The sequence below is a fragment of the Novosphingobium aureum genome, from assembly GCF_015865035.1.
GTDB lineage: Bacteria > Pseudomonadota > Alphaproteobacteria > Sphingomonadales > Sphingomonadaceae > Novosphingobium > Novosphingobium aureum.
In genome coordinates this window covers 142087-164650 of the sequence record NZ_JADZGI010000004.1, presented here as the reverse complement: position 1 = coordinate 164650, position 22564 = coordinate 142087, and the positions used below count along the sequence as shown (strand labels likewise).

Below are 22564 nucleotides of genomic sequence, written 5' to 3'. Positions count from 1 at the left end.
CTCGAAGCGACCGCCCCTGCCCGCACGAAACACGGGCGGGGACGGTCTCAACTTCTGACGGCCGGCTTGTGCATGATCTGGCGGGTGACGAGCCATGTTACCGGCATGGCGAGCACGAACCCCGCCAGCGCGGCGAGCGCGATCGCCAGCCCATTGACGATGCCGGCAACCATCAGCGCGACAATGCCCACGCCCATGAGCACGCTCCACGCGAGGGCGTGCATTATCATCAACACTGCAAATTGCATCGGGTCCGTCCTGCTGTCCTGACAGGACAAGGTCTAGGAGGCGTACCCTCGCCCCGCCTTGACCCGGGTCAAACCCCTCTCAACCGGGCGAGCGCCTCGCCTTGTGCGATCAGCGGAAGCAGTGCCCCCATATCGGGGCCATGGGCCATGCCGGTGAGCGCAAGGCGCAGCGGCAGGAACAGCGCCTTGCCCTTGCGCCCGCTCTCTTCCTTGAGCGCACCGGTCAGCGCCTTCCAGACGCCGGCATCCCAGGCAAGCCCGGCTGCGATCGCGGCAGCGCTGGCGATGTAGGCACGGTCCTCGGGATCGAGCACAGGGGTTTCAACCGGCCCCTTGATCACCTGCCACCAGTCAGCTGCCTCGTGGACGTGGGCGAGGTTGGGCCGCACGGCGTCCCAGGCGGTCGCGTCCATGCCTTCGGGCAAACGCGCAGCCACTGCCTCGAAGGACAGCGCGTGGACGACAGCGGCGTTGACGCGCGCCAGTTCGGCCTCGTCGAAGCGCGCGGGCGCACGACCGAAGCGCGCGAGATCGAAAGCCTTGGCCAGCGCGTCGGCATTAAGCGCGGGGTCGACCGGATCGGACGTACCCAGACGCCCCAGCAAGGCCACCAGCGCGCGCGGCTCAATGCCCGCCTCGCGCATTTCGCCGACACCCAGCGAGCCTAGCCGCTTGGACAGCTTGCCCTCGCTGCCTACCAGCAGCGCCTCGTGCGCGAAGCGCGGCACGGGTGCGCCGAGCGCGGTGAACATCTGCACTTGCGTCGCGGTGTTCGAGACGTGGTCCTCGCCGCGCAGGATGTCGGTCACGCCCATCTCGATATCGTCGATCACCGAGGGGAGCATGTAGAGCCACGAGCCATCGGCGCGGCGTACGACCGGATCAGACATCAGCGCCGGATCGAAAGACTGGGCCCCGCGAATGCCGTCCTCCCAGCCGATCGCCTCGTCGCGGTCGAGCAGGAAGCGCCAGTGCGGCTGCTCGCCTGCCGCCAGCTTCGCCGCCTTCTCGTCTTCCGACAGCGCCAGCGCACCGCGGTCGTAGATCGGCGGCAGCCCGCGCCCGAGCAGGATCTTGCGCTTGAGTTCGAGTTCCTGCGGCGTTTCCCAGCACGGGTAGATGCGCCCCGCCGCGCGCAGCGCCTCGAAGCGCGCCTCGTAGAGGTCTCCGCGCTGCGACTGGCGCTCCTCGCCGTCGGGCTGCAGGCCGAGCCATGCCAGATCGGCGCGGATCGCCTCGACGTAATCCTCGCGCGAACGGGCCGCGTCGGTGTCGTCGATACGCAGCACAAAACGCCCGCCCGCCGACTTCGCCAGCAGCCAGTTGTGCAAGGCCATGCGGATGTTGCCGACATGGAGCAGCCCGGTGGGCGAGGGAGCGAAGCGCGTGGTGATCGTCATGCCGCGCGGATTAGGCCGCGCCGCGCACGAGGTCAAAGCCTTGCTGTGTGAGGCCGCTGTGAAGGGCCCCAAGAGTGCCATGTGTCAAATTCTGCACCACCCCCTGAGCAGATGTGCCACAATTGGCCCATTGAGACCCAAACGCCTAGGTCAAACTCGCTGAATTACTGCATTTTCTACAGTGTTGCTCCTCGTTTGACCCGCACCGGCAATAGCCGGATACCGCGCGCATGAAACAGGCCATCGCGCATACGCTCGCCGTGCCCGCCGCACTCCCCTGCCCGGCGGAGCAGGTGCGCCCGGCGCAGGAAGCGACAGCCGAGACAGGAAGAAGCGACATGACCGACAAACGCCCCCTCCCCGTGACGAAATGCGGGTGACGCCATGAAGAGAGTCCTGAAAATCATCGCCGCGATTGTCGGCGTCGCCGCCGTGGCCGGCTTGCTGTTCCTTTTCCGTCCGGTCAGCTGGGGCGGTCATCCCGAGGCCGAGAACGAGGAGCCGGTCGACGTCGTGCTCATCGGCGGCGGCATCATGAGCGTGACGCTCGCCACCTACCTGCAGGAGATGGAGCCCGACTGGAACGTGCACCTCTACGAACGCATGGATCAGGTCGCCGAGGAAAGCTCGAACGGGTGGAACAACGCCGGCACCGGCCACTCCGGCTTCGCCGAGCTCAACTACACCCCGGAAAATCCCGACGGCACGATCAACATCGACAAGGCGGTCAGGACCGCCGAGCAGTTCGAGGTCTCGCGCCAGTTCTGGGCCCACGAGGTCAAGGCGAAGCGCCTCCCCGAGCCGGGCAAGTTCATCAATCCCACCGCGCACATGGCCTTCGTCTTCGGCGACGAGCGTGCCGACTTCCTGCGTCGCCGCCAGCAGACCCTGACTCAAAACCCGCTGTTCTACGGCATGCAGTACTCGACCGATGCCGCGCAGATCGCGAAGTGGGCGCCGATCATGATGGAAGGGCGCGCGCCCGGCGACAAGATCGCCGCGACCTACATGCCGCTGGGCACCGACGTCGACTACGGCGTGATCACCCGCGGTCTTGCAAAATCGCTCACCGCCAACCCCAATTTCCACCTCGAACTCTCGCACGAGGTGCGCGGGCTTCACCAGAACGCCGACAAGACCTGGAACGTGACCGTCCACGATCTGAAGAAGGGCGCGGACCACACGATCAAGTCGAAGTTCGTGTTCATCGGCGCGGGCGGCGCGGCGCTCAAGCTGCTGCAGCTATCGGGCATTCCCGAGGCGAAGGATTATGCCGGCTTCCCTGTCGGCGGCCAGTTCCTCGCCATGGACGCACCCGCCATCGCCGGTCGCCATCAGGTCAAGGCCTATGGCATGGCCGACGAGGGCTCTCCGCCGATGTCGGTGCCGCACCTCGATGCCCGCAAGATCGACGGCAAGCCGGTGGTCCTCTTCGGCCCCTTCGCGCTGCAGAGCACCAAGTTCCTCAAGCATGGCTCGTGGTGGGACCTGTTCTCTTCGGTCTACGACAACAATGTGGGTCCGATGGTCAAGGTCGGCGCGGACAACATCGACCTCGTCGGGTACCTTGCAGAGCAGGCTTCGCTCGGCGACGCCGACCGTCAGGCCCAGCTCCAGCGCTACTTCCCCAATGCCAAGCGCTCGGACTGGAAGCTGATCACCGCAGGACAGCGCGTCCAGATCATCAAGCGCGATCCGGTGAAGGGCTCGATCCTGCAGTTCGGCACCGAAATCGTCGCCGACAAGGACGGCACGATCGCGGCTCTGATGGGCGCATCGCCGGGCGCATCGACTTCGCCTGCGATCATGCTCAACGTGATGAAGAAGGCGTTCCCCGCGCAGGTCGCCGGAAAGTGGAAGGCGCGGATCGACGCGATCTATCCGGCCGGCGAGCGCAAGCTGGCCGACGATCCGGCGCTGACCAACCGCATCCGCAAGATGACCAGCACCGCGCTCAAGCTGCCCTACATCGAGGTCCCCGAGGACCTTGGCGCAGGGACAGCGACGCAGCCCGCCAACGACAACGCACCTGCAGCCAAGAGCGGCAACCTGAACAACGAAATGCAGGCGCTCTGATCTGGCTCTAGAGAGTCAGAAGGGGCGGTCGGACGCATGGTCCGGCCGCCCCTTTTTCATGCCCTGCCCGAGGGCGCCTCGAGATCGAGCAGCGGCCCCATCGGCACGATGCCGGTGGGATTGATGGTCTCGTGACTGCCGTAGTAGTGGTTCTTGATGTGCTGGAAGTCGACCGTCCCGGCGATGCCCGGCACCTGATAGACGTCGCGCAGGTAACCCGAGAGCTGCGGATAATCGACGATGCGCCGCAGGTTGCACTTGAAGTGCCCGTGATAGACCGCATCGAAGCGCACCAGCGTCGTGAACAGGCGGATATCGGCCTCGGTCAGGCTGTCACCGATGAGGAAACGGCTGTGCTCGAGCCGGGTATCAAGCCAGTCGAGCGTCTCGAACAGCGGCACCAGCGCTTCCTCGTAGGCGGCCTGCGTGGTTGCGAAACCGGCCTTGTAGACGCCGTTGTTGACAGTGTCGTAGACCCGCGCGTTGACCGCGTCGATCTCGTCCAGCAGATGCGCGGGACAGTAGTCGCCCGGCAAAGCCCCGATCGCGTCGAATGCATGGTTGAACATCCGCATGATCTCGGCGGATTCGTTATTGACGATGGTCGCGCGCTGCTTGTCCCACAGCACCGGCACTGTGACGCGCCCGGTGTAGTCGGCGTCGGCCGCGGTATAGACCTCGTGAAGAAAGCGCGCATGATGGATCGGGTCCGCAACGACGCCGGGGCCTTGCGCGAAGGTCCAGCCGTTCTCGCCCATGTGCCAGTGCACCACGGAGCTCGGGATCATCGACTCCAGCCCCTTGAGGCGGCGCATGATCAGTGTGCGATGCGCCCAGGGACAGGCAAGGCTGACATAGAGGTGATAGCGACCGGCCTCGGCCTCGAACCCGGAACTGCCGTCCGTACTCAGCGCCTCGCGGAAGGCCGATTGCTTGCGCTCGAAGCGTCCGCCAGTCTTATCGGTATCGTACCAGACATCGTGCCATTGCCCATCGACGAGCATGCCCATGCGTCATTTCTCCGTTCGGTTCGGTCCGCGCCAGGCCCTGAGCGCCCTGCTGGCGCCTGCCCGGCCTACACCGTCCTGAACGCATGGGTGAGCGGATAGCGCCGGTCACGCCCGAAATTTCTTGCCGAGAGCTTCACGCCCGGCGGGGCCTGGCGGCGCTTGAACTCGGTTGCATGCAGCAGGTCCTCGATCTGGCTGACGGTTGCACGCGCGAAGCCCTCGGCAACGAGTTGCTCGGCACTGCGGTCATGTTCGACCATCTCGCACAGAATCGTATCGAGGATATCGTAACCAGGCATGGCCTCGCCCGCACCCACGACCGCGCCTTGCCCGCCGCTGCCTCTCCCGTTGCCAGCCCGGCCAATGCCCCTTGCGCCCTGCGGCGCATCGCCAAAAACAGACAGAGCCGTCTGCGTCGCCCCGCCCCCTGTCGACATCGCCATCTCGGGTGCCTCGCAGGCCGCCGCGAGCACAGCCTCGGGAATGACCCGGGCCGCCGCACCACTGCCGATGCGCGGGACATGGCGGTTGCGCCAGCGGGCAAGTTCGAGGACCTGCGTGCGGTAGACATCCTTGAGCGGGGCAAAGCCCCCTGCCAGGTCACCGTAGAGGGTCGCCGTGCCGAGGCTGAGCGCGCTCTTGTTCGCGCAGCTCAGAATCATCGGCCCAAACTTGTTCGACAAGGCCATCAGCGCCGTACCGCGCAGCCGCGCGCGCAAGTTCTCTTCGGCAAGGTCGCGGGCGGTTCCCTCGAAGGCCTCGCCGAGCATCGCCTCGATCGCATCGACGCTGTCGCCGATCGGCATCTGTGTGTAGCGGATGCCGAGCATGCGCGCGCAGGCCAGCGCACGCTCGCAAACGACCGCAGGCGTGAAGCGCGAGGGCATAGCCACCCCCCAGACCCGCGCTGCACCGAGCGCATCGACAGCAAGCGCTGCGCACAGCGCCGAGTCGATCCCCCCGTTCAGCCCCAGCACCACGCCGGTAAAACCGCTACGCTCCACGTGATCGCGCAAGGCGAGGACAATCGCGCAATAGCGGGCCTCCTGGTCGCTCGCCAGTTCGGCCAGTTCGCCGCGGTCGCAGCGCCAGCCCTGCGCCGTGCGAGTCCAGTTCGTGGACACGACCTGTTCCTCCCAGTCGCACGCCTGGACAGCAAGGGCCCCATCGCCATTGACCACGAAACTGGCCCCGTCGAAGACGAGTTCGTCCTGCCCGCCGACGCGGTTGAGATAGGCCAGTGGCAATCCGGTATCGATCGCACGGCGCTTGGCCACGTTCTCGATACGCAAGGTATCCTTGTCCGCCTCGTAGGGACTGCCGTTGATGCAGATGAACATCTCGGCGCCAAAGTCGGCGAGGTGACGGCACACGTCGGGCTGCCAGATATCCTCACAGATCGGGACACCCGGCATGGTCCCGCGCAGTACGACCGGCTCGGGCAGCGGACCGGGCTGGAACAGGCGCTTCTCGTCGAAAGTGCCGTAATTGGGCAGCTCGTGCTTGAGGCGGACCGCCGCGATGCGCCCCTGGTCAAGCAGAGCCACGCCATTGTGCAGCGCGCCGTCAAGCACGAAGGGCGCCCCGACCAGCATCGCCGGCCCCGGTGCAGCGCTGGCTTCGGCAAGCATCTGCAGGTGCGCGGCGGCCTTCTCGACCAGCGCGGGGTTGAGCACCAGATCCTCGGGCGGGTAACCGATCAGGTGAAGTTCGGGAAATACGACGAGGTCGGCCGGGCCAGCCGCCTTTCGCGCCTGCAGCACGGCTTGCGCATTGCCGGGAATGTCCCCCACGCGCTGGTTGAGCTGGGCCAGCGTGATCCTGAGCTTGTCGGCCATACGTCATGGTGTGCCCGTCTGCGCAGGAGCGCGCAAACAAAAAACCCCTGCCTTCAAGGGGCAAGGGTACAACGCGGGCAAGACCCGGGGTTATCGTCAGTGAAATGCGTCTCTTGCTGCATCGCGATATCGCGCGAGGCGCACCCTCGTAAGGGAACCAGAGATCCAGGCAACGCAGACCCGGATCAACCGCAACGACACTGTTCAGGGCACGAGCCCCCATGCCGGGCAGGGAAAGCCGCGGGGGGCTGGCAGCCGAAACTGCCAGACCCCCCGAGCCGGATTACATCGCCTCGGTCGCAGCCTCGGTCGGAGCATCCGTGGCGTCACCGGTCATCATGTCACCGGGAACGGTTTCAACCGACTCGGTGGCTTCAGGAGCCGGCGTCTCACCGCAAGCAGCGAGAGCCAGAGCGGCAGCCGACGCGAACGCGGCGAAAGCAATCTTCTTCATGCGAATCCCCTTGCATTGTTTGGCCCATAGGCCAACGCTTGCAGGCTAGCCTGCGGAGCGACTCTTTAAACGAGACAATGGTGCAACGCAAATAGGAAGTAGTGGATAGCGAATCCGCTGAATTCCTTGGGGTTGCGCACATATAAAGATATCTTTATATGCTCTCGCATGTTGATCGACCCCCTTCTCAGGGCCCTTTCGGAGCCGACGCGCCTGCGCATCATGCGCCTGCTGGCCCATATGGAGCTGTCGGTCGGAGAGCTCGCGCAGGTGCTCGGGCAGAGCCAGCCACGCGTCTCGCGCCATATCCGCATCCTGTGCGATGCCGGCCTTGCAGAGCGCCGCAAGGAAGGCAGCTGGGTCTTCCTGCGCATCGCCATTGCAGAAGAATCACAACCCGAGATGGGTGCGGCGGCAGCCCGCCTGCTCGCGCTGGCCGAACGCGACGACCCCGGGTTTCGCACGAGGTGCAGCGAGGACCGACGCCAGCTCGCCGCAATTCGTGCAACCCGTGAGGCCAATGCCCAAGCCTACTTCGCCCGCCACGCCCCCGAATGGGACACGCTGCGCCAGCTTCACGGCGCAGACGAGCCGGTCGAGCGCGCGCTGATCGAGGCACTCGAGCGCGGCGACGGGCACCTTGGTGCCCTGCTCGACGTGGGCACCGGCACCGGCCGCATGGTACAGCTGCTCGCCAAGCAGTGCGACTCGGTAACTGCACTCGACCGCAACCCCGAGATGCTCCAGATCGCGCGCGCACGGCTTCAGGAGCTGCCTGCAGGCAAGGTCGATCTCGTGCGCGGCGACTTTACGCAGCTGCCCTTCACCGAAGCGCAGTTCGATACGGTGCTCTTCCACCAGGTCCTCCACTTCGCGCAGGATCCCGCGCCGGTACTGACGGAAGCCGCTCGCGTCACGCGCGCGGGCGGGCGCATCGCCATCGTCGATCTCGCCGCGCACGAACGCGAGGAACTGCGCGAGCGGCACGCCCATGCGCGTCTCGGTTTCGCAGACGCACAGATGGACACGCTGCTGCGCCAGAGCGGCTTCGACCCCGAACCGCCCACGACGCTGCCCGGCGAGCGCCTCACCGTAAAAATCTGGACCGCACGCCGACAATGCGCCACTGCGCCTCGCCCGAAGGCGATGCCGAGCCCGGCCGAGAGCTGAACCGGCCCCGCTCGCGAGCGAGCAGGACCGAACGACGACACCCAAGCGAAAGACCGCAAGCCAATGACCGCCCCGACCCGCCAGGACGCCGCCCTCACCCAAGCCGCGCGCGCCGATGCAGACAGCATGGACGCCCCGCTGTTCGGCACGATCGGCGGCGACATCTCGGTCTCCTTCGAATTCTTCCCGCCCAAGAGCGAGAAGATGGAAACGCAGCTGTGGGACGCGATCACCCAGCTCGCCCCGCTCGATCCTGCGTTCGTCTCGGTCACTTACGGCGCCGGCGGCTCGACGCGCGAGCGCACCCATGCGACCGTCTCGCGCCTCGTCACCGAGACCGACCTCGTGCCCGCCGCGCACCTCACCTGCGTGGGCGCGAGCAAGGGCGAAATCGACGAGATCGCGGACCAGTACTGGGAGGCGGGCGTGCGCCACATCGTCGCCCTGCGCGGCGATCCGCCGCCGGCCTCTGGCGGAAAGTTCGAGCCGCACCCTGAGGGCTATGCCAGCGCCGCCGACCTCGTCGCAGGCCTCAAGGCGCGCCACGATTTCGACATCTCGGTCGCGGCCTATCCCGAGGTCCATCCCGAGGCGCTTAGCGCCGATGCCGACCTCGACAACCTCAAGCGCAAGATCGATGCGGGCGCGACCCGCGCGATCACGCAGTTCTTCTTTTCCGCAGGCGCCTACTTCCGCTTTCTCGACAAGGTACTCGCCGCCGGGATCACCACGCCGATCCTGCCCGGGATCATGCCGGTGACCAACTTCAACGCGATCCGGCGCATGTCGGGCAACACCGAAATCCCGAGCTGGCTCGAATCGATGTTCGCCGGCCTTGACGAACGCCCCGGCCCGCGCGCACTGGTCGCCGCAGTGGCTGCCGCAGACCTGTGCAAACGCCTCTACGACGGCGGCGTGCGCGACTTCCACTTCTACACCCTCAACCGTGCAGAGCAGACTTACGCGATCTGCCAGCTGCTCGGCCTGCGTCCCAAGGAGACCGCATGATGTCGGCTCGCGAAACCTTCCTGGCCGAAGCGGCCAAGCGCATCCTCGTCACCGACGGAGCCTTCGGCACCGAGATCCAGAACTTCAAGCTGTCCGAGGCGGACTACGCGGGCACGCTCGCGCTGGGTCATGACCAGAAGGGCAACAACGACATCCTCGCGCTGACCAAGCCGGAAGTCCCCGAATCGATCCACCGCGCCTACTTCGAGGCCGGCGCCGATATCGCCGAGACCAACACCTTCTCGGCCAACCGCATCAGCCAGGCCGACTACGGTGCCGAGGGTCTCGTGCGCGAGATCAATGTCGCCTCGGCAGGCCTTGCGCGCCGCGTCGCCGACGAATTCACCGCCAGAGACGGTCGCCCGCGCTTCGTTGCCGGTGCCATCGGGCCGACCAACAAGACGCTCTCGCTCAGCCCCGACGTCAACGACCCGGGCTACCGCGAGATCGACTGGGACACGCTCGTCGACGTCTACAAGGAGCAGGCCGCGGCCCTCGTCGAAGGCGGCGCCGACTTCATCCTGATCGAGACCGTGTTCGACACGCTCAACGCCAAGGCGGGGATCATGGCGGTCAAGCAACTCGAGGCCGAATTGGGGCGCGAAGTGCCGATCATGCTCTCGATGACGCTGACCGATCTTTCGGGCCGCAACCTCTCGGGCCATACGGTCGAGGCGTTCTGGCACGCCGTGCGTCATGCGAAGCCGCTGACCATCGGGCTCAACTGCTCGTTCGGCGCGACCCAGCTGCGCCCGCACGTCAAGTCACTCTCCGAGATCGCCGATACGCTGATCATGATCTATCCCAACGCAGGGCTGCCCAACGAGCTTGGCGCATACGACGAGATGCCCGACACGACAGCAGGCTTCGTGCGTGAATGGGCCGAGAGCGGACAGGTCAACGTGCTGGGCGGCTGCTGCGGCTCGACGCCCGCGCACATCGCCGCAATCGCGAAGGCGGTCGCGGGCCTGCCCCCGCGCAAGGCGCCCGAGCTTACCCCGGTGACCCGCCTCGCCGGGCTCGAACCCTTCACGATGGTCGCCTGAGGCTGCCCGCCATGGACAATTCCACCCCCATCTGGCGCATCCGCCCCGCCACCCCCGACGATGCCGAAGCGCTCGCGGTGATCGGCTCGGCGACCTTCCTCGAGAGCTTCGCCGGCGTGATCGAGGGCAAGGGCCTCGTCGCGCATTGCCTCAAGGCTCACGCCGCGCTGACTTACCGCGACTACCTCGCTAGGGGCGCGAAGGCATGGCTGGCCGAGGTCGAGCCCGGCCATGCGCCTGTCGGCTACGCGCTCATCTGCGAGCCCGAGCTCGAGCAGGCGCAGCCCGGCGACATCGAGCTCAAGCGCATCTACGTGCTCTCGCGCTTTCAGGGCACGGTGATCTCGGGCGTGCTGATGCGCCACGTGCTCGAGGCCTGCGAGGGCCACGAGCGACTGCTGCTGGGGGTCAAGGACGACAACCACCGCGCGCTTTCCTTCTACGCCAAGCACCGCTTCGAGACGATCGGCTCGCGCCGCTTCGACGTCGGCGGCTGCGCATACGACGATTTCGTCCTCGCCCGCACGCTCGCCGGCGCGAACCACTGATACGAGACCAGACATGACCGAGACCCCGCAAGCCTCCGGCGCCCGCTTCGTCAACATCGGCGAACGCACCAATGTCACCGGCTCGGCCAGGTTCAAGAAGCTGATCATGGCGGGTGACTATCCCGCCGCCATCGAGGTTGCCCGCCAGCAGGTCGAGAACGGCGCGCAGGTAATCGACATCAACATGGACGAAGGCCTCCTCGACGCGGTCGAGGCGATGACCACCTTCCTCAACCTGATCGCCGCCGAACCCGACATCGCGCGCGTGCCGATCATGATCGACAGCTCGAAATGGGAGGTCATCGAGGCGGGCCTCAAGTGCGTCTCGGGCAAGCCCATCGTCAACTCGATCTCGATGAAAGAAGGCGAGGGGCAGTTCCTCGAGCATGCACGAAAGTGCATGGCCTATGGCGCAGCCGTGGTCGTCATGGCCTTCGACGAGACCGGCCAGGCCGACACCAAGCAGCGCAAGGTCGATATCTGCAAGCGCGCCTACGGCCTGCTCACCGGCATCGGCTTTCCGCCCGAGGACATCATCTTCGACCCTAACGTGTTCGCGGTCGCGACCGGCATCGAGGACCACGACCGCTACGGGCTCGACTTCATCGAGGCGGTCGCCGAGATCAAGGCGGCCTGCCCGCACGTCCATTTCTCGGGTGGCCTGTCGAACCTCTCGTTCAGCTTCCGCGGCAACGAGACGGTGCGCCGCGCGATGCACTCGGTCTTCCTCTACTACGCGATCCCCGCCGGGCTCGACATGTCGATCGTGAATGCGGGGCAGCTCGACGTCTACGACCAGATCGACCCCGTGCTGCGCGAGGCCTGCGAGGACGTGATCCTGATGCGCACGCCCAAGGCGGGCGGCGAGCAGACCGCGACCGAGCGGCTGATCGAGCTTGCCGAGAGCTTCAAGGGCAAGGACAAGGCGCAGGAGAAGGCTGCCGCCGAATGGCGCGGCTGGGAGCCGGTCAAGCGCATCGAGCACGCGCTGGTCAAGGGCATCGACGCCCATATCGTCGAGGACACCGAGGAAGCGCGCCAGGCGATCTTCGAGGCCGGCGGACGCCCGATCGAGGTGATCGAGGGCCCGCTGATGGACGGCATGAACGTGGTCGGCGACCTGTTCGGTTCGGGCAAGATGTTCCTGCCGCAGGTGGTGAAGTCCGCACGCGTGATGAAGAAGGCGGTCGCGCACCTGATCCCCTTCATCGAGGCCGAGAAGGACGCCAATTCCAAGGCCAAGGGCCGGATCATCATGGCCACCGTCAAGGGCGACGTCCACGACATCGGCAAGAACATCGTGGGCGTCGTGCTCCAGTGCAACGGCTACGAGGTGATTGACCTGGGCGTCATGGTGCCCTGGTCGAAGATCCTCGACACCGCGAAGGAAGAGGGCGTCGACATCATCGGCCTCTCGGGGCTGATTACCCCCTCGCTCGACGAGATGGTGACCGTCGCCGAGGAGATGCAGCGCGCCGACATGTCGATCCCGCTGCTAATCGGCGGGGCGACCACGTCGAAGGTCCATACCGCGCTGCGCATCGACCCGGCCTATACTGGCCCGGTGATCCACGTTCTCGACGCCAGCCGCGCGGTCGGCGTTGCCTCGCAGCTGCTCTCCGATACCCAGGCCGAAGGGTACAAGGCCTCGGTCGCGGTCGACTACGAGAAGGTGCGCGAGGCGCGCGAGGGCAAGGGCAAGTCCGACCTGCTCCCGCTCGCCGAGGCTCGCGCCAATGCCTACAAGCCCGACTGGGCGGACAAGGCGCCAGCCCCGGTGCAGCCCGGTCTCCACGTCTTCGAGGACTGGGACCTGGCCGACCTTGCCGAGACGATCGACTGGACGCCCTTCTTCCGCACCTGGGAGCTGGCGGGCACCTACCCCGCGATCCTCGAGGACGAGGTCGTGGGCGAGAGCGCGCGCGGTCTCTTCGAAGATGCGAAGAAGATGCTCGCGCAGATCATCGAGGAGAAGTGGCTGACCGCGAAGGGCGTGTGCTCGTTCTGGGAATGCCACCAAGACGGCGACGACATCCTGCTCGCCGACGGCACCCGCCTGCCGATGCTTCGCCAGCAGTTCAAGAAGAGCCGCGGCCGCGCCAACTTCTGCCTCTCCGACTTCGTCGACCCGGCGGGCGACTGGCTCGGCGGCTTCGCGGTGGGCATCCACGGCATCGAGCCGCACCTCGAACGCTTCCAGGCCGCGCACGACGATTATTCCGACATCCTGCTCAAGGCGCTGGCGGACCGTTTCGCCGAGGCCTTCGCCGAACGCCTGCACAGCCACGTTCGCACCACCTTGTGGGGCTACGCTCCGGACGAGCAGTTCACCAACGAAGCACTGATTCGCGAGGAATACCGCGGCATCCGCCCCGCGCCGGGCTATCCCGCCTGCCCCGACCACTCGCTCAAGCCGGTCCTCTTCGACCTGCTGCGCGCGCAGGACAATGCCGGGATCACGCTGACCGAAAGCCAGGCCATGCTTCCCACCGCGGCGGTCTCGGGCTTCTACTTCGCGCACCCTGAGAGCCAGTACTTCGGCGTGGCCCGGATCGGGCGCGACCAGCTCGAGGACTATGCCGCGCGCTGCAAGGTCGATCTCAAGACCGCCGAGCGCTGGCTGCGTCCCAACCTCGACTGATCGGCGCAGGCTGACGCCAGACGAAAAGGGCGCGAGGCGGACTGACCGCCTCGCGCCCTTTTCGCGTCATGCGCGGATCAATGGACCGGGGCGAGCGCGGCTTCTCGCCAGCGCGCCCGGTGTTCGAGGAAGGCTGCGGCAACGCTCGATCCGCTGACATCTGCAAGGTGAGCCAGCGCGGCGTCCAGGCCACGGTGTGCCAGCGCGTTGATCGCAGCGTCGCTGTCCTGCCCGAGGTCGCGCGCCAGATGCTTGAGCACTCGAGCAACTTCGACGAACTCGACCTGATCGAGCCATGCCTCGCGCCGACCGGCGCTCGCGACGTGCGTATTCTCCAACAAGCTGGCCACCTGGCATCCTTCCCTCGTTTTGCTCGACTGAGTTATTCAATCGATTGCAAGGCCATTTGGCAGCATGCCCGAGAAGGCTCAGTGAAGAGGTTGCTAGATGGAAATCCCTAGAACGGGGAAAGGCTCAACGAACCTTGAGCCTGCTCGACGATCTGCAGCAGACTGGAGCTTGTCCTCGTCACGCGAGACACGAGCGGGGCTGAGAAATCAGGAACCGAATGCCGCAGCTCGGCGCCAAGCCGCGGCACGATGCCGGCAATGGCCAGCTTGTTTAGCCCAGCCAGTCGAACAGGCGGGCGAAAAGCCCCTGCTGGCGGTCCATCGGCTGGATCGGACCATAGGCCTGATAGCGCTGGCTCGGATCGAGCGGACGGCGCGGCAGGACCGATTCATGGGGGCGGCTGCTGTGATAATGATAGGCTGACATGGTCGAACACTCCAATTTCACGAGTCATCGTAAGTAGAACTCGCGTGAGCCGGAAAAGTGCCCGGATGCCGCGCCGCAGCCTCGTCTCGTCGCCCTCGCCGGGGTGCCTGCAGCGCCGAAAAAGTGCGATTTCGGAGGAAAGCGCGCCCTGCCCGGTTTCGGTGCCGCGCCCGCTCTGCCATAAGCCGTGGCCGTGAACGAAGACTGGCCCCTCGAGACGACTTTCTACGGCGACGACGACAGCTGGGACGAGCGCTGGGACGAGCACGCCCTGCCGCCCGTCGACAACACGCCGGCCCCGCCGCCAAGCGCGCAGCAGGTTGCGCAGGCGCTGCACGAGGTCTTCGGTTTCTCGTCGCTGCGCGGGGTTCAGGACCAGGTCGTCGACCGGGTCCTCGAAGGGCGTTCCACGCTCGCGGTGATGCCCACCGGCGCGGGCAAGTCGCTGACCTACCAGCTTCCCGCAGTGCTGCTCGAGGGGACCTGCGTGGTCGTCTCGCCGCTGATCGCGCTGATGCACGACCAGCTGCGCTCGGCGCGCGCCAACGGCATCCGCGCGGCCACGCTGACCAGTGCCGACGCCGACTGGCGCGAAACGCTCGACGCCTTCCGCGCAGGGCAACTGGACCTGCTCTACATCGCCCCCGAACGCGCCAGCCAGCCGCAGTTCCGCGAGTTGCTCGCCAGCACCCGCATCGCGCTCTTCGCGATCGACGAGGCGCACTGCGTCTCGGAATGGGGCCACGACTTCAGGCCCGACTACCGCCTGCTGCGCCCGCTGCTCGACGCCTTCCCGCAAGTTCCTCGCCTCGCGCTCACCGCGACCGCCGATCATCATACCCGCCAAGACATCCTCGCCCAGCTCGGCATCGGCGAGGACGGGCTGATCGTTGCCGGCTTCGACCGGCCCAACATCCGCTACGCCATCCGCCCGCGCGATTCGATCGCCCGCCAGCTCAAGGGCGTGATCGACGACAACCCCGGCCCGGGCATCATCTACGCCCCCACCCGCGCCAAGGTCGAACAGCTCGCCGAGACGCTGGGCAAGTCGACCGGACGCCCGGTCCTGCCGTACCATGCCGGGCTCGCCCCGGAAGTGCGCGCGCGCAACCAGTCCGCCTTCGTCGGGAGCGAGGACATGGTCATGGTCGCCACGGTTGCTTTCGGCATGGGCATCGACAAGCCTGACGTGCGCTTCGTCGCGCATGCCGGCATCCCCAAGTCAATCGAGGGCTATTATCAGGAAACCGGGCGCGCGGGCCGCGACGGCGATCCTTCGGTCGCGGTCATGTTCTGGGGCGCGGACGATTTTGCCCGCGCACGCCTGCGTCTCTCCGAGCTCGACGAGAGCCGCCAGCAGAGCGAGCGCCAGCGCCTCGATTCGCTCGCCGGGCTCGTCGAGACCGCCGATTGCCGCCGCGCCGTGCTGCTGCGCCACTTTGGCGAGACGCCGCCCGCCAGGTGCGGCAACTGCGATACCTGCCTTGAACCGGTCGACGTGATCGATGCGACGACGATGGCACAAAAGCTCCTCTCGGCGGTCTATCGAACCGGCCAGAGTTATGGCGTGGGCCATCTCGAGAAGGTGCTTTGCGGGGTCACCGACGACCGCGTGCTCCAGCGCGGGCACGACCAGCTTTCGGTCTTCGGCATCCTGCGCGAAGAGGAAAAGCCGCTTTTGAAGGCGCTCGCGCGCGCGCTGCAGGCACGCGGCAGCCTCGTGCCGACCGAACACGGCGGCCTCGCGCTCGGCGGCGACTCGCGCGACATCCTGAAAGGCGAGGCGAGCGTGATGATGGTCCGCCCGCCCAGGCAGGAACGCTCTCGCCGCAGCCGTGGCGGCGGGGATCAGACGCCCAACCCCGTCGGCGATCCGCTGTTCGACGCCTTGCGCGAGCTACGCCGCGACCTCGCCAAGGATCAGGGCGTGCCGCCCTACGTCATCTTCCACGATGCCACCTTGCGCGAGATGGCCGCGCAGAAGCCCGGCTCGCTCGCGCAGCTCGGCTCGATCACCGGTGTCGGCGCGCGCAAGCTCGATGCCTATGGCGAGGAATTCCTGCACGTCATCGGCCAGTTCTGACGCAAGTGCGTGGCGCTGGGCTACCAGTGCTCAATGCGTAGAAGTTCTGTGCCTCAAGCGCTCGCGGTCTCGCCAGCCTGCCGCACCAGCTTGGTGACGATTGCACGGACGTCGGCCGGGGTATCGCCGCTTGCAACCTCGACGTAGCCGATCCCGGCCCTGCGCAGCGCCTCGCGTTTCGTTGCATCGCGCGCTGCGGTTTCGGCTCCGAGGTGATGGCCCGTTCCCTGAAACTCGACGGCGTGGAGAGGCTTGTATTCGCCATCCACGATCAGCAGATCGACCCGCTTCGAATTGATCGCGAAATAGGCGTCCTTGTCCGCAGATCTCAGGATTTCGCCGAGATTGACCTGCGCCATGCAACGCCAGCCCGGCGCCTGCTCGGCAAGGCAGTTCTCCAGAACCCCGAGCAAACGACGCTCGGGCGCGTTGAGCAACGCACAGGCCGTAAATCGGGCACTCATGACCGCCCTGAGCTGGTCGGCTGCAACGTCCTCGCGCCCTTTCGTGTCCGTCTGCCCGGCACGGCGCTTGAAAGCGAGGACATTGCCGCGCGTCGCTATCTGCTTCGTACGTGCCTTGCGCTTTTGCCAATAGGCCCGTCGTTCGGCACGCCGCGATGTCTCGACACTGCGCTCGATCCCCATGCCCAGCACGGCGCCCGCGGCGAGAACGGCGATCAGCAGCCAGGGCTTGTCGATAAGAGCGAGGAGTTCCTGAGGCATGCCGCCCTTGTTACCGCTCGTTCCTTAGCAAATTCGGAATCCGGCAAAGCCCTGCCACCAACCGTTCGCCGCCAACCCGCTCCCTAGAGCGGGTTGTCCAGCTTGATCACTTCTTCCTCGCTCTTGCGCTGGTTGGTCTTGAGCTGGCGCGGCTGCGCGAAGCTGTCGATCACCGGCTTGTCGCGCCCGTAGATGTCGTTGAACGTCTTGAGCGTTCCGTCGATGTCGCGCGCGATGGTGAAGTAGGCGAGGTAGACCGGGAACGTGCGCTCCATGTCGACCTTGGTGTACTTGCCCGAGCGAGCGATCTCGGCGGCTTCCTCGCCCGACATCTTGGCGCCCAGGATCGCCATCGTCATGCCCAGCTCGACCGCGCGCTCGGTGCGGATGCAGCCGTGGCTGTAGGCGCGCACCTCGTGGTCGAAGTACTGCTTGGCCGGGGTGTCGTGAAGGTAGATCGCGTGCTCGTTGGGCATGTCGATCTTCATCTCGCCCAGCGAGTTGTTGGGCCCGGGCTGTTGCACCACCCAGATGTTGCCGTTGGCGTCCTTGGTCGCCTTGTAGCCAGCATTGCGCGCCCAGCTGGGGTTGTTGAGCACCTTCTGGCCCAGCCCCTCGCCCTTGACGATCGACTGGGGCACCGTCCAGGTCGGGTTGAACACGACCGCGCTGACCGTCTCGGCGAGCTGCGGCGTGGCAGTACGCCCGGGCTTGCCCACGACCGTCTTGTAGGTGCGCACGATGCGGTTCTTGACCACCAGGCGCAGCTGGAATTCAGGCACGTTGGTGAGCAGGTAGACCTCGCCCATGTCGCGCTTGAACCAGCGCCAGCGGTCCATATTGGCCTGGATCAGCGCGCGGCGCGCCTTGTCCTTGGGCGGCGTCGCGGCGAGTTCGTCGCGCAGGGCGGCATAGTCGGGATAAGTCGGCGCCAGCTGGTCGACGACGCCCGCAATGTCGTGGGCGGCGAGCGCCTTGGCCATGATCTGCGCGGTGGGCATGTCGTCACGGTCGGGATCGACCGCGAACCACTGCACGCGGTCGGGCATCGGCGTGCGCCCGTCACGAAGGTCCTCGATCAGCCAGCCGAAGGATCGGCTCGCCAGTTCGTCGAGCGCGTCGCTCTCGCCCTGCGCGATCGCGGCCTTGAGCGCGGCAGGCTTGTAGTCGGCCGGGATCAGCCCTTCCTTGCCGATGTACTCTATCGTCGAGAGCAGGCTGCGCGCGTCCTCGATCGACCAGGGCATGACCGGTTCGGCGAGGAACAGTTCCTGCACCACGGGCTCGGAAACGACTTGAGCGCCATCGCCGCCAGATGCTGGACTTGCCGGCGTCTTTGCGGGCTGGGTCGGCGTCTCGCGAGGCTGCGCGCCCGGTACCGGGGTAGGCGCCGTCACCGGGACCGGGTTCGGCGTGGCGCCCGGGGGCAGGATGTTTTGCGGCTCGCGCGCCCCGCCCTTCTGCGCGGTCCCGGCTTGCTGTGCCAGCACCGGCTGCGCCGTCAGGCCCAGCGCCATGAATACCGTGACGAGGCCAGAGCCCAACCGCTTGCAATCAACCATGATGTCTCGAAACCCGCCCGTCTCTTTCTGAGGAAGCCCCGCCGCGCGCCGGGCAAGGCGCAGTCGAGGCGTCCGATGTGCGCCTTTGTGAAGAAACCTTCAAGGATTAGTCCTGTCGCTATCCTGAATTGACGTGGCAAATCGGGCACAATGATTCGCTTGCGCCGCACCGCAGCTTGGTCGACAGCCTCATCCCGAATGACATCGAACGAGCATCCTTGCGCAAAACCTGCCGGCCAAAGCCAGCCGGGCCACGCCATGCCGATCCTGGCCGTGATCGGCGGCATCGCTACTTTCAGCGCGATGGACGCAGCGATGAAGGGCGCCTCGATCGCGGTCGGCGTGCTGACGGCGCTGTTCCTGCGCAATCTGCTGGGCACGTTCGTCTCGCTGCCGCTGTGGCTTGCGATCGGCCGTGCACGCCCGTCGCGCGCGGCGCTGCGTGTGCATGCCCTGCGCTCCGCGATCACCGTGGTGATGGCAGCACTGTTCTTCTACGGCCTCGTGCGCCTGCCGATCGCAGAGGCCATCGCGATCTCGTTCATCTCGCCGATCATCGCGCTCTATTTCGCCGCCCTGCTGCTGAAGGAACGCATCCGCCCGCGCGCGATTGCAGGCTCGCTGTTCGGCATCGTTGGGGTGGTCGTCATCACTGCCGCGCGCATGGGCGAGATGGACCTTTCCGGCGAGGCGCTCAAGGGTACGCTGGCCGTGCTCGCATCTGCGGTATTCTACGCGATCAATCTCGTTCTCCAGCGCCAACAGGCACTTCTCGCCAGACCAGCCGAGGTCGCCCTGTTCCAGAGCCTGTTCGCAAGCCTGTTCCTCGCCGCCCCCGCGGCACTCGTCTTCGTCAGGCCCACCGCGCTCGACCTGGCAGTGATCGCGCTCGCCGCCTGCCTCGCGACCTGCGCACTGGTGCTGCTCGCCTGGGGCTATGCGCGCGCCGAAACACAGGTGCTCGTCCCGGTCGAGTATACCGGCTTCCTGTGGGCGGCCCTGCTTGGCTGGATATTCTTTGACGAACGGGTCACGTTTGCGACCATGGCCGGAGCCGTGCTGATCGTTGCCGGCTGCTGGATCGCCACGCGCGAAGAGCGCCTGCCGACGAGCCCACCGACGATGGTATAATGGCCCAGCCCCTTGACCTGAAGCCATTGAGCGCGCATCGGCGGTGCCGTCGAATCCGTTTGTCGCAACGCAGCACAGCCGGGCCTGATTTGTCCGACAAGACTGCCACGAGCGACAGACAACACAGGAAGGGAAGAACGCCCACATGACCCAGGTCGGACAGGATACGCTCGCAACACGCAGCACCATGACCGCCGGTGGCAAGACCGTCACCTACTACTCGTTCAAGAAAGCCGCCGAGAAGATCGGCGACGTCTCGCGCCTGCCCTTCTCGATGAAGGTACTGCTCGAGAACATGCTTCGCTTCGAGGACGGCGGCTTCACCGTCTCGACCGACGATGTCCAGGCTGTTGCCGACTGGCAGAAGAACCCGGTCACGGGCTCGGAGATCCAGTACCGCCCCGCGCGCGTGCTGCTCCAGGACTTCACCGGCGTGCCCTGCGTCGTCGACCTTGCCGCCATGCGCGACGGCATCGCCGCGCTTGGCGGCGACACCTCGAAGATCAACCCGCAGGTTCCCGTGAACCTCGTGATCGACCACTCGGTCATGGTTGACGAGTTCGGCCATCCCAAGGCCTTCGAGCAGAACATGGAGATCGAGTACGAGCGCAACATGGAGCGCTACGACTTCCTCAAGTGGGGCTCCAAGTCGCTCGACAACTTCTACGCCGTGCCCCCGGGCACCGGCATCTGCCACCAGGTCAACCTCGAGAACATCGCCCAGACCGTCTGGACAAGCGAGGACCAGGACGGCAACCTCGTCGCCTATCCCGACACCTGCGTCGGCACCGACAGCCACACCACCATGGTCAACGGCCTGGGCGTGCTGGGCTGGGGCGTCGGCGGCATCGAGGCTGAAGCCGCGATGCTCGGCCAGCCCGTCTCGATGCTCATCCCCGAAGTCGTCGGCTTCAAGTTCACCGGCGAGCTGCAGGAAGGCGTGACCGCCACCGACCTCGTGCTGACCTGCACCAACATGCTGCGCAAGCACGGCGTGGTCGGCAAGTTCGTCGAGTACTTCGGCCCCGGCCTCGCCACGCTGTCGCTGGCCGACCGCGCGACGCTCGCCAACATGGCTCCCGAATACGGCGCGACCTGCGGCTTCTTCGGCATCGACGACAAGACCCTCGAGTACCTGCGCCTCACCGGCCGCGACGAAGGCCAGGTCGAACTGGTCGAAGCCTATGCCAAGGAGCAGGGCTTCTGGATGGACCCCTCGGCCCCCGAGCCGGTGTTCTCGTCCAGCCTCGAGCTCGACCTCTCGACCGTCGTGCCCTCGCTCGCCGGCCCCAAGCGTCCGCAGGACAAGGTCATCCTCACCGAGGTCGACGACGTCTTCAACAAGGACATGGCCGAGCTCTACAAGCAGGAGCCCAAGTCGGTTCCGGTCGAGGGCAAGGACTTCTCGATCACCGACGGCGACGTCATGATCGCGGCAATCACCTCGTGCACCAACACCTCGAACCCGAGCGTGCTGGTTGCCGCCGGTCTCGTCGCCAAGAAGGCCGACGAGCTGGGCCTCAAGCCCAAGCCCTGGGTCAAGACCTCGCTCGCTCCCGGCTCGCAGGTCGTCACCGACTACCTCGAGAAGGCCGGCCTGCAGTCGCACCTCGACAACATCGGCTTCAACCTCGTGGGCTACGGCTGCACCACCTGCATCGGCAACTCGGGTCCGCTCGCTGAGCCGATCAGCAAGGCGATCAACGACAACGGCCTCGTCGCCAGCGCCGTGATCTCGGGCAACCGCAACTTCGAGGGCCGCGTCTCGCCCGACGTGCGCGCCAACTTTCTCGCCTCGCCGCCGCTGGTGGTTGCCTACGCCCTGAAGGGCACCGTGGTCGAAGATTTCACCACGACCCCGATCGGCAAGGGCAAGGATGGCCAGGACGTGTTCCTCAAGGACATCTGGCCGACCAACGAGGAAGTGAACTCGACCATGAACGCATGTGTCGACCGTTCGATGTTCCAGGCCCGCTACGCCGACGTCTACAAGGGCGACGAGCACTGGCAGAAGATCGACGTTGTCGGTTCGGACACCTACAAGTGGCGCGCCGGTTCGACCTACGTCGCCAACCCGCCCTACTTCGAGGGCATGGACATGACCCCGGCGCCGGTTTCGGACATCGTCGAGGCCAAGCCGCTCCTGATCCTCGGCGACTCGGTCACCACCGACCACATCTCGCCGGCCGGTTCGATCAAGGCCGACAGCCCCGCGGGCCAGTGGCTGATGGAGCACCAGGTCGCCAAGGCCGACTTCAACTCCTACGGCTCGCGCCGTGGCCACCACGAAGTCATGATGCGCGGCACCTTCGCCAATATCCGCATCAAGAACGAGATGGTCCCGGGCACCGAGGGCGGCTTCTCGTCCTACAAGGGCGAGACCATGCCGGTCTACGACGCCGCCATGAAGCACGCTGCCGACGGCACGCAGCTGGTCGTCGTCGCGGGCAAGGAATACGGCACCGGTTCCTCGCGTGACTGGGCGGCCAAGGGCACCAACCTGCTCGGCGTTCGCGCCGTCATCGTCGAGAGCTTCGAGCGCATCCACCGCTCGAACCTGGTCGGCATGGGCGTGCTGCCGCTGCAGTTCAAGGACGGCCAGACCCGCGAGACGCTGGGCCTGACCGGTGACGACGCCTTCACCATCAAGGGCGTTGCCGAGCTCAAGCCGAGCCAGGACGTGGAAGTCGAAGTCACCCGCAAGGACGGCTCGACCTTCACCTTCACCGCGCTGTGCCGCATCGATACCGCCAACGAGGTCGAGTACTTCATGAACGGCGGCATCCTGCAGTACGTGCTGCGCAAGCTCGCCGCAGGCTGATCGCTTTACCAGCGACGCCGAAAGGC

19 protein-coding genes are annotated in these 22564 nt (G+C 66.1%); 10 read left to right on the top strand and 9 right to left on the bottom strand.

Features of this window, described 5'->3' with window-relative positions; translation table 11 throughout:
• Positions 1-47: 47 nt before the first annotated feature.
• Both I5E68_RS17815 and gltX read right to left on the bottom strand, forming a co-directional pair.
• Positions 48-230, bottom strand: a complete 183-nt coding sequence (locus I5E68_RS17815; RefSeq protein WP_197166673.1) for a hypothetical protein — start codon at positions 228-230, stop codon at positions 48-50.
• Between the two features lie 86 nt (positions 231-316).
• Positions 317-1648 (bottom strand): glutamate--tRNA ligase, encoded by a 1332-nt coding sequence (gene gltX / locus I5E68_RS17810; protein ID WP_197166671.1) that lies wholly within the window; start codon positions 1646-1648, stop codon positions 317-319.
• Between the two features lie 230 nt (positions 1649-1878).
• Between gltX and I5E68_RS17805 the strand changes: the two genes are divergently transcribed.
• Positions 1879-2028, top strand: a complete 150-nt coding sequence (locus tag I5E68_RS17805; protein ID WP_197166669.1) for a hypothetical protein — start codon at positions 1879-1881, stop codon at positions 2026-2028.
• Between the two features lie 4 nt (positions 2029-2032).
• Positions 2033-3724 carry a malate dehydrogenase (quinone) gene (mqo, locus tag I5E68_RS17800; protein WP_197166668.1) on the top strand — a complete coding sequence of 564 codons (1692 nt, stop codon included), beginning with the start codon at positions 2033-2035 and terminating at the stop codon, positions 3722-3724.
• A 56-nt stretch (positions 3725-3780) separates the two neighbouring features.
• Here the strand turns inward: mqo and I5E68_RS17795 are convergent, their stop codons facing one another.
• The 3 genes from I5E68_RS17795 to I5E68_RS17780 all read right to left on the bottom strand — a co-directional run bounded on the left by I5E68_RS17795 (position 3781) and on the right by I5E68_RS17780 (position 7026).
• Positions 3781-4734, bottom strand: coding sequence for a glutathione S-transferase family protein (locus I5E68_RS17795; RefSeq protein ID WP_197166667.1), 954 nt, complete (start codon positions 4732-4734; stop codon positions 3781-3783).
• Positions 4735-4799: 65 nt separating this feature from the next.
• Positions 4800-6572 carry an NAD+ synthase gene (locus tag I5E68_RS17785; protein WP_228727318.1) on the bottom strand — a complete coding sequence of 591 codons (1773 nt, stop codon included), beginning with the start codon at positions 6570-6572 and terminating at the stop codon, positions 4800-4802.
• A 283-nt stretch (positions 6573-6855) separates the two neighbouring features.
• Positions 6856-7026, bottom strand: a complete 171-nt coding sequence (locus tag I5E68_RS17780) for a hypothetical protein (protein WP_197166666.1) — start codon at positions 7024-7026, stop codon at positions 6856-6858.
• Positions 7027-7194: 168 nt separating this feature from the next.
• Between I5E68_RS17780 and I5E68_RS17775 the strand changes: the two genes are divergently transcribed.
• From I5E68_RS17775 to metH, 5 genes are all read left to right on the top strand, one after another.
• Positions 7195-8196 carry an ArsR/SmtB family transcription factor gene (locus tag I5E68_RS17775; RefSeq protein WP_197166665.1) on the top strand — a complete coding sequence of 334 codons (1002 nt, stop codon included), beginning with the start codon at positions 7195-7197 and terminating at the stop codon, positions 8194-8196.
• A 126-nt stretch (positions 8197-8322) separates the two neighbouring features.
• Positions 8323-9204, top strand: coding sequence for a methylenetetrahydrofolate reductase [NAD(P)H] (gene metF / locus I5E68_RS17770; protein WP_197166887.1), 882 nt, complete (start codon positions 8323-8325; stop codon positions 9202-9204).
• On the top strand, positions 9204-10250 hold the full coding sequence (locus I5E68_RS17765) for a homocysteine S-methyltransferase family protein (RefSeq protein WP_197166662.1): 1047 nt from the start codon (positions 9204-9206) through the stop codon (positions 10248-10250). The genes metF and I5E68_RS17765 overlap by 1 nt, the downstream gene beginning before the upstream one ends.
• Before the next feature lie 11 nt (positions 10251-10261).
• Positions 10262-10798 carry a GNAT family N-acetyltransferase gene (locus I5E68_RS17760; protein WP_197166655.1) on the top strand — a complete coding sequence of 179 codons (537 nt, stop codon included), beginning with the start codon at positions 10262-10264 and terminating at the stop codon, positions 10796-10798.
• A 13-nt stretch (positions 10799-10811) separates the two neighbouring features.
• A complete protein-coding gene (gene metH / locus I5E68_RS17755) occupies positions 10812-13439 on the top strand; it encodes a methionine synthase (RefSeq protein ID WP_197166653.1) in 2628 nt (875 codons plus the stop codon).
• Positions 13440-13516: 77 nt separating this feature from the next.
• Here the strand turns inward: metH and I5E68_RS17750 are convergent, their stop codons facing one another.
• Entirely contained in the window at positions 13517-13789 is a 273-nt protein-coding gene (locus I5E68_RS17750) for a hypothetical protein (RefSeq protein WP_197166650.1), read from the bottom strand.
• Between the two features lie 271 nt (positions 13790-14060).
• Positions 14061-14216: a hypothetical protein gene (locus I5E68_RS17745; protein ID WP_197166649.1), complete on the bottom strand. Its 156-nt coding sequence runs from the start codon at positions 14214-14216 to the stop codon at positions 14061-14063.
• A gap of 271 nt (positions 14217-14487) precedes the next feature.
• On the opposite strand from I5E68_RS17745, the gene recQ reads away from it, so the two are divergent.
• Positions 14488-16299, top strand: coding sequence for a DNA helicase RecQ (gene recQ / locus I5E68_RS17740; protein ID WP_370463792.1), 1812 nt, complete (start codon positions 14488-14490; stop codon positions 16297-16299).
• A 53-nt stretch (positions 16300-16352) separates the two neighbouring features.
• On the opposite strand, the gene I5E68_RS17735 is transcribed toward recQ, so the two are convergent.
• Complete coding sequence (locus I5E68_RS17735; RefSeq protein ID WP_197166637.1) at positions 16353-17024, bottom strand: DUF2726 domain-containing protein; 672 nt, start codon at positions 17022-17024, stop codon at positions 16353-16355.
• Positions 17025-17107: 83 nt separating this feature from the next.
• Positions 17108-18586, bottom strand: coding sequence for a L,D-transpeptidase family protein (locus tag I5E68_RS17730; protein WP_197166635.1), 1479 nt, complete (start codon positions 18584-18586; stop codon positions 17108-17110).
• A gap of 258 nt (positions 18587-18844) precedes the next feature.
• Here I5E68_RS17730 and I5E68_RS17725 point away from each other — a divergent pair, with 258 nt between their 5' ends.
• Both I5E68_RS17725 and acnA read left to right on the top strand, forming a co-directional pair.
• The gene (locus I5E68_RS17725) at positions 18845-19717 is read left to right on the top strand and encodes a DMT family transporter (protein WP_197166632.1); all 873 of its coding nucleotides are present in this window, start codon (positions 18845-18847) and stop codon (positions 19715-19717) included.
• A 145-nt stretch (positions 19718-19862) separates the two neighbouring features.
• Entirely contained in the window at positions 19863-22538 is a 2676-nt protein-coding gene (gene acnA, locus I5E68_RS17720) for an aconitate hydratase AcnA (protein ID WP_197166630.1), read from the top strand.
• Positions 22539-22564: the final 26 nt, after the last annotated feature.